This is a genomic window from Phenylobacterium sp. (assembly GCF_036723115.1).
In the GTDB taxonomy this organism is placed as follows: domain Bacteria; phylum Pseudomonadota; class Alphaproteobacteria; order Caulobacterales; family Caulobacteraceae; genus Phenylobacterium.
On record NZ_DAIMHV010000156.1, the window covers coordinates 1 to 6,300 of the forward strand.

General features: G+C 69.4%; 5 protein-coding genes, 1 tRNA gene and 1 pseudogene. 6 read left to right on the forward strand and 1 reads right to left on the reverse strand.

What is annotated here, in order from left to right; genetic code table 11:
* Positions 1-224 (reverse strand): annotated as a pseudogene (locus V7D28_RS13070) (alpha/beta hydrolase); the annotation flags it as partial.
* Positions 225-315: 91 nt separating this feature from the next.
* On the opposite strand from V7D28_RS13070, the gene V7D28_RS13075 reads away from it, so the two are divergent.
* The 6 genes from V7D28_RS13075 (at position 316) to V7D28_RS13100 (ending at position 6,300) form a co-directional block, all read left to right on the forward strand.
* Positions 316-759 carry a hypothetical protein gene (locus tag V7D28_RS13075; RefSeq protein ID WP_333587823.1) on the forward strand — a complete coding sequence of 148 codons (444 nt, stop codon included), beginning with the start codon at positions 316-318 and terminating at the stop codon, positions 757-759.
* 108 nt (positions 760-867) lie between these two features.
* Positions 868-2,085 (forward strand): LL-diaminopimelate aminotransferase, encoded by a 1,218-nt coding sequence (locus tag V7D28_RS13080; RefSeq protein WP_333587824.1) that lies wholly within the window; start codon positions 868-870, stop codon positions 2,083-2,085.
* On the forward strand, positions 2,085-3,374 hold the full coding sequence (locus V7D28_RS13085; RefSeq protein ID WP_333587825.1) for a homoserine dehydrogenase: 1,290 nt from the start codon (positions 2,085-2,087) through the stop codon (positions 3,372-3,374). The genes V7D28_RS13080 and V7D28_RS13085 overlap by 1 nt, the downstream gene beginning before the upstream one ends.
* Before the next feature lie 40 nt (positions 3,375-3,414).
* Positions 3,415-4,365 (forward strand): class II fructose-bisphosphatase, encoded by a 951-nt coding sequence (gene glpX / locus V7D28_RS13090; RefSeq protein ID WP_333587826.1) that lies wholly within the window; start codon positions 3,415-3,417, stop codon positions 4,363-4,365.
* A 2-nt stretch (positions 4,366-4,367) separates the two neighbouring features.
* Positions 4,368-6,170, forward strand: coding sequence for a single-stranded-DNA-specific exonuclease RecJ (gene recJ / locus V7D28_RS13095; RefSeq protein ID WP_333587827.1), 1,803 nt, complete (start codon positions 4,368-4,370; stop codon positions 6,168-6,170).
* 55 nt (positions 6,171-6,225) lie between these two features.
* Positions 6,226-6,300: transfer RNA gene (locus V7D28_RS13100), tRNA-Glu, on the forward strand.

Below are 6,300 nucleotides of genomic sequence, written 5' to 3' on the forward strand. Positions count from 1 at the left end.
GCCTTGGGTTTCGCCGCGGCCTTGGCCGATGCCGGCGCCGGCTTCACCGGGTCCTTGGGGCGCGCCTTGGCCAGGGGAGCCTTCGCCGCCGGCTTGGCGGTCGGTGATTTCGAGGTCTTGGCGGACGTCGTCGTCGAGGCCCCCGCGGGCGCGGGGGCGGCGGGCGCCTTCCGGGCTCGTCCCTTGCCGCGCGAAGGTTCCTTCACTGAGCTCTTGTCGCTCATCGCCGGTCGCCCTCCGATCTGTCAGGCTGAACACCAGCCCTTTCGTTGCGGCCCATCATGTCATAAGAGCGAGGCGGAAATGAACGCCCCGATGCGCCTTTTTCTGGAGAGGTTTCGCGCCGCGCCCGTCGCGGCTATCCAGGCGTGCGCCATCGGCCTGACCTGCGCGGGCTGTGCGGGCAATCCGTTCGCCACCGCGCCCGTGGCGCCCGGCTCTCCAGCGGCCCAGGCCGTGCTGGAGGGCGCCCGGGCCGATCGCGACTATCCCCGGTTCAGCGATATCCCCAAGGCGCCGGTCGACGCCCGTCCGCCCGCGGCCTGGCGCGCCTCTGTGGTCGAGGTGGAAGCCGCCCGGTCCGAACTGGACGCCGCCACCGCGCCCTCCACCTGGACGCTGGACGGGACCGACGCCTTCGCCCGCCGGGCCCAGGCCGACGCCGCGCCCCCGCCGCCCATCACGACGCCATCCTCAACCCAGGCCTTCGCTGCGGAGGCTCGGGAGCGAGCTACACCGCCTCCGCCGCCGTCGCGTTGAACGGCCCGCGGAGGCGAACCACCTGAACCTGCTTGGCGGACTCCGGCCCGGGGTCTATCCATGCGCGACTTTCGGCTCCCAATGGCCGCAGCGGCGGCAGAGCTCAAAATGACCCCGGAATTCCACCGTATCCGACGCCTCCCTCCCTATGTCCTGGAGGAGGTCAACCGCATCAAGGCGCGCCTGCGCGCCGAGGGCACCGACATCATCGACTTCGGTATGGGAAATCCCGACATGCCGACGCCCAAGCATATCGTCGAGAAGATGATCGAGACGGCCCGCGATCCCAAGGCCGGGCGCTATTCCGCCTCCAAGGGCATCGTCGGCCTGCGCCGCGCCATGGCCGGCTACTACAAGCGCCGCTTCGGGGTGACCCTGAACCCCGACACCGAGGTGATCGCCACCCTGGGCTCCAAGGAAGGGTTCGCCAACCTGGCCCAGGCCCTGACGGCGCCTGGCGATGTGATCATCTGCCCGAACCCCGCCTATCCCATCCACGCCTATGGCTTCATCATGGCCGGCGGCGTGATCCGCCACGTGCCGGCCCATTCGCCGGAGGAGTATCTGGCCGGGGTGAGCCGGGCGGTGAAGCACTCCGCGCCGCCCCCCAGCGTGCTGATCCTGTCCTATCCGTCCAATCCCACCGCCCAGTGCGTGGACCTGGACTTCTACAAGGACGCCATCGCGCTCGCTCGGAAGCACGACCTGCTGGTCATCTCCGACATCGCCTATTCCGAGATCTACTTCGATGACAATCCGCCGCCCTCGGTCCTGCAGGTGGAAGGCGCCAAGGAGATCGCCGTCGAGGTCAACTCCCTGTCCAAGACCTACGCCATGGCCGGCTGGCGCGTGGGCATGGTCGTGGGCAATGAGCGGATCTGCAACGCGTTGGCGCGGGTGAAGTCCTATCTGGACTATGGCGCCTACACCCCCATCCAGGTGGCCGCGGCCACGGCGCTCAACGGCCCGCAGGACTGCGTGGCCGACATCCGCGCCATCTATAAGTCGCGCCGCGACGTGCTGGTGGAATCCATGAAGCGGGCGGGCTGGGATATCCCGGCCCCGCCCGCCTCCATGTTCGCCTGGGCGCCCGTTCCCGAGAAGTTCAAGGAAGCCGGCGCCTTGATGTTCTCTAAGCTGCTCATCGAAGAGGCCGGCGTGGCCGTCGCCCCGGGCGTCGGGTTCGGCGAGTACGGTGAGGGCTATGTCCGGGTGGGGCTGGTGGAGAACGAGCACCGCATCCGCCAGGCCGCCCGCAATGTGAAGAAGTTCCTGGCCAATGCCGACGACATCCTGGCCCGGGCGCATAATACGGTGAGCGGGTGATGAGTTCGCAAGACTGGCGGATCGGCGTCGCGGGGCTGGGCACGGTAGGCTCTGGCCTGCTCACCTTCCTTGGCGAAAACCCCGGCTTCGCCCCGGCCGGAGGCAAGGTCAGCGTCACGGGCGTCACTGCGCGCTCGCGCACCAGGCCCCGGCCTTATGACATCTCGAACCTGCCCTGGTTCGACGATCCGGTGGCCCTGGCCAGCGCTCCGGACGTGGACCTGTTCGTCGAGCTGATCGGGGGATCTGACGGCCCGGCCAAGGCTGCGGTGGAGGCCGCGCTCAAGGCCGGCAAGCCTGTGGTCACGGCCAACAAGGCGCTGATCGCCGAGCACGGGGCCGAGCTTGCGGCCCTGGCCGAGGCTCATGGCGTTCCGCTGCTGTTCGAGGCCGCGGTCATGGGCGGCACGCCCGCCGTCAAGGTGGTGCGCGAGGCTCTGGTGGGCGACGAGCTGCTCAGCATCTCGGGCATCCTCAACGGCACGTGCAACTTCATTCTCAGCGAGATGGAGAGCGGCGGCCGCGCCTTCGCCGAGGTGCTCGCCGAGGCCCAGCGCCTGGGTTATGCCGAGGCCGATCCGACCATGGATGTGGGCGGGTTCGACGCGGCCCATAAGATCACCATCCTGGCGGCCCTGGCCTTCAGCTGCGCTCCCAATTTCGCCGCCTGTGAGGTGGAGGGGATCGACCAGGTGGAGTTGCTGGACATCCGCATGGCCAAGGATCTGGGCTACCGGATCAAGCTCATCGCCTCGGCCGATCGTTCAGAAGCCGGGGTGGGGGTGCGGGTCCACCCCTCTCTTGTGCCGCTGGACCACCCCCTGGCCCAGGCCGGGGGCGCATTGAATGCGCTCTTCATCGAGGGCCGGCGCCTGGGACGGATCTTCATTCAGGGCGCAGGCGCCGGCGCAGGCCCCACCGCTGCGGCCGTCGCCGCCGACATCGCCGACGTAATGACCGCCGCCCGCCGTCCTGTGTTCCAGCGCCCGGCGGGAGAACTGACCGCCTTCGCGGCCGTGGACCGCAGCCGCAGCGAGGTGCGCGCCTATCTGCGCCTGCTGGTGAAGGATGAGCCCGGCGTCATCGCCGCGGTTTCCGAAACCCTGGCTGAAGCCGGCGTCTCCATCGAGAGTTTCCTGCAGAAGCCCGCCGCCGAGACCGAGGGCGTGCCCATCGTGCTCACCACCCATCAGGTGTCGGAAGCTGTGTTGAGCGAGGCGGTCACTCAGATCGCCCGGCATCCCGCCGTGCTTCAGGCGCCGCGTCTCATGCGTATCGCGCGCATATGAGAATCCCCCGAAACTGAGGTTTTCGACGCCGGAGGCGGAGATGAGCGCAGACACCCTCGATCGCGGACTGGTGCTCGACTCGGTCAGGGTGACGGAGGTCGCCGCCATCGCCGCCTGGCGTCTTGTGGGGCGTGGCGACGAGAAGGCCGCCGATCAGGCCGCCGTGGACGCCATGCGCTCGGCCCTGAACGAACTGGCCATCGACGGCGAGATCGTCATCGGCGAGGGCGAGCGGGACGAGGCGCCCATGCTGTTTGTGGGCGAGAAGGTGGGCGCCGGCGGGCCCCCCATCGATATCGCCCTCGATCCGCTGGAAGGCACGACCCTGACGGCCAAGGCCATGGCCAATGCGCTGACGGTGATGGCCTGGGCGCCCAAGGGCACCCTGCTGAACGCGCCCGACACCTATATGGACAAGATCGCCTGCGGCCCGGGTTTCCCGGCTGGCGTGCTCGACCTGACGGCGCCGCCGGCGGAAAATGTCCGAGCCCTGGCCAGGGCCAAGGGGGTGAGCGAAGACCAGATCACCGTCTGCGTCCTCGACCGGCCGCGCCACGGTGACATCATCTCCGGCCTGCGCGAGGTCGGCGCGCGAGTGCACCTGATCACCGACGGCGATGTGGCCGGCGTCATCAACACCGCCGATCCGGAGACGGGGATCGACCTCTATCTCGGCCAGGGGGGCGCGCCGGAGGGCGTGCTGGCCTGTGCGGCGCTGAAGTGCGTCGGCGGGCAGTTCCAGGGCCGCCTTGTTTTCCGAAACAATGACGAACGGGCCAGGGCCGAGCGGTGCGGTCTGAGCCAGCTGGACAAGGTCTATGACCTTCACGAGATGGTCCGCGCCGACGCCATCTTCGCCGCCACCGGCGTGACCAAGGGCGCCCTGCTGGACGGCGTGCGGCTGAAGGACGGCTTCGTCCACACCCATTCCCTGGTGATGAACTCCTCCACGCGCACGGTGCGCGAGGTCCGGATGCGTCGGCCGGTCTGACCATGGCCGACGGCGCAGCCCATCTCGGCTTCCTTGATATCGAGCGATCGCTCAGCGGGCGGCTGTGGCGCCTGCGCCCGGCCGAAGCCGAGCTTGTCCGGCGTCACCAGCTGGCGCTGGGCCTGGACGAGCCCCTGGCCCGGGCGCTCGCCTCGCGCGGCGTGGACGAGGCCGGGGCGGGGGCCTATCTCGAGCCGACACTGAAGGCGCTCTTTCCCGACCCGTCGAGCTTCGCCGACATGGACCGCGCCGCTTCGGTCCTGATCGACGCCCTGGAGCAGGACCGCGCCATGGTGGTCTTCGCCGACTATGATGTGGACGGCGCCTCCAGCGCGGCGCTGCTGGTCCGATGGTTTGCGGCCATGGGCAAGGCCCTCTCCATCTACGTCCCCGACCGCATCACGGAGGGATATGGCCCTTCGCCAGCCGCCTTCCGCAGCCTGCGGGCTTCCGGCGCAGAGCTGGTGGTGACGGTGGACTGCGGCGCAGCGGCCTGTGACGCCATCGCCTGCGCCGGCGAGATCGGCCTGGACGTGGTGGTCATCGATCATCACCTCATGCGCGACGAGATTCCGGTCTGCGCGGCCCTGGTCAATCCGAACCGACCTGATTGCACATCGGGCCAGGGGGTGCTGGCCGCCGCCGGGGTGACCTTCGTGCTGCTGGCCGCCCTCAATCGCGAGGCGCGGCGGCGAGGGCTCTTCGCCGGCCGGCCCGAGCCCGACCTGCGCCAGTGGCTGGATCTGGCCGCCCTGGGGGCCGTCTGCGACGTGACCCAGCTGGTGGGCTTCAACCGCGCCCTGACCGCCCAGGGGCTGAAGGTCATGTCCGCCTGGCGCAATCCCGGCATCAAGGCCTTGCTGGACGCCGCCGGCGGCAAAGGGCCGGCCACCACCTTCCATGCCGGCTTCGTCCTCGGCCCGCGAATCAACGCCGGGGGGCGCATCGGCCGTTCGGACCTGGGCGCGCGCCTGCTCTCCACCGATGACCCCGACGAGGCGCGCAAGATCGCGCTCGAACTCGACGCCCTGAACGCCTCGCGCCGCGAGGTCGAGGCGCAGGTGCTCGAAGCCGCAGCCCGCCAAGTGGAGCGGGAAAGCAACTTCGCCGATGATCCGTTGATCCTGGCCGCGGCGGACGACTGGCACCCCGGCGTCATCGGCATTGTCGCGGGCCGCCTGCGGGAACGCTATCGCAAGCCGGTGATCGTGGTGGGAATCGATCGCGCCGCCGATGTGGGCAAGGGCTCAGGACGTTCCCAGCCCGGCGTGAATCTCGGGCGGGCCGTTCAGGGCGCCTATGAGGCGGGCCTGCTCCTTTCAGGCGGCGGGCACGCTATGGCGGCGGGACTTTCGGTCCGTCCGGCGGCCTTGCCCGAGCTGCGGGAATTCCTCTGCGCCCGGCTGGCCGACGAATCGGCGGCGGCGGCCGAATCGGACGGGCTGGACATCGACGCCCTGGTGACCGCCCGAGGCGCAGATCGCGGCCTGCTGGAGCGCTTCCTGGCGCTGGCCCCCTTCGGCCCCGGCAATCCGGAGCCGGTCTTCGCCCTGGCCGATGCGCAGGTGGAGCGCCCAATGATCCTGCGCGGCGGACATATCCGTTGCAGCCTCACAGACCGCTCAGGGGGCCGGCTGAAGGCGGTTCTGTGGCGCGGGGAGGGGACCGAGGCCGGGGCGCGCCTGATGGCTGGCGGCGCGTCCATTCACGTGGCCGGTCGATTGAAAGCCGACGACTGGAACGGGCGTGAGGGCGTGGAGTTAGAGATCGAGGATATCGCCGACCCTCGTCGCAAAAACGTCTAGCAGGCTGTTGCGCACCACGAGGAAGGCGGATATAGAGCCGCCCTCCGCGCCGAGTGGTCCCTTCGTCTATCGGTTAGGACGCCAGGTTTTCAACCTGGAGAGAGGGGTTCGACTCCCCTAGGGACTGCCA

Coding starts and splice junctions, on each gene's coding strand:
- glpX (WP_333587826.1), top strand. CDS start 3,415: ATGAGCGCAGACACCCTCGATCGCGGACTGGTGCTCGACTCGGTCAGG.
- V7D28_RS13085 (WP_333587825.1), top strand. CDS start 2,085: ATGAGTTCGCAAGACTGGCGGATCGGCGTCGCGGGGCTGGGCACGGTA.
- recJ (WP_333587827.1), top strand. CDS start 4,368: ATGGCCGACGGCGCAGCCCATCTCGGCTTCCTTGATATCGAGCGATCG.
- V7D28_RS13075 (WP_333587823.1), top strand. CDS start 316: ATGCGCCTTTTTCTGGAGAGGTTTCGCGCCGCGCCCGTCGCGGCTATC.
- V7D28_RS13080 (WP_333587824.1), top strand. CDS start 868: ATGACCCCGGAATTCCACCGTATCCGACGCCTCCCTCCCTATGTCCTG.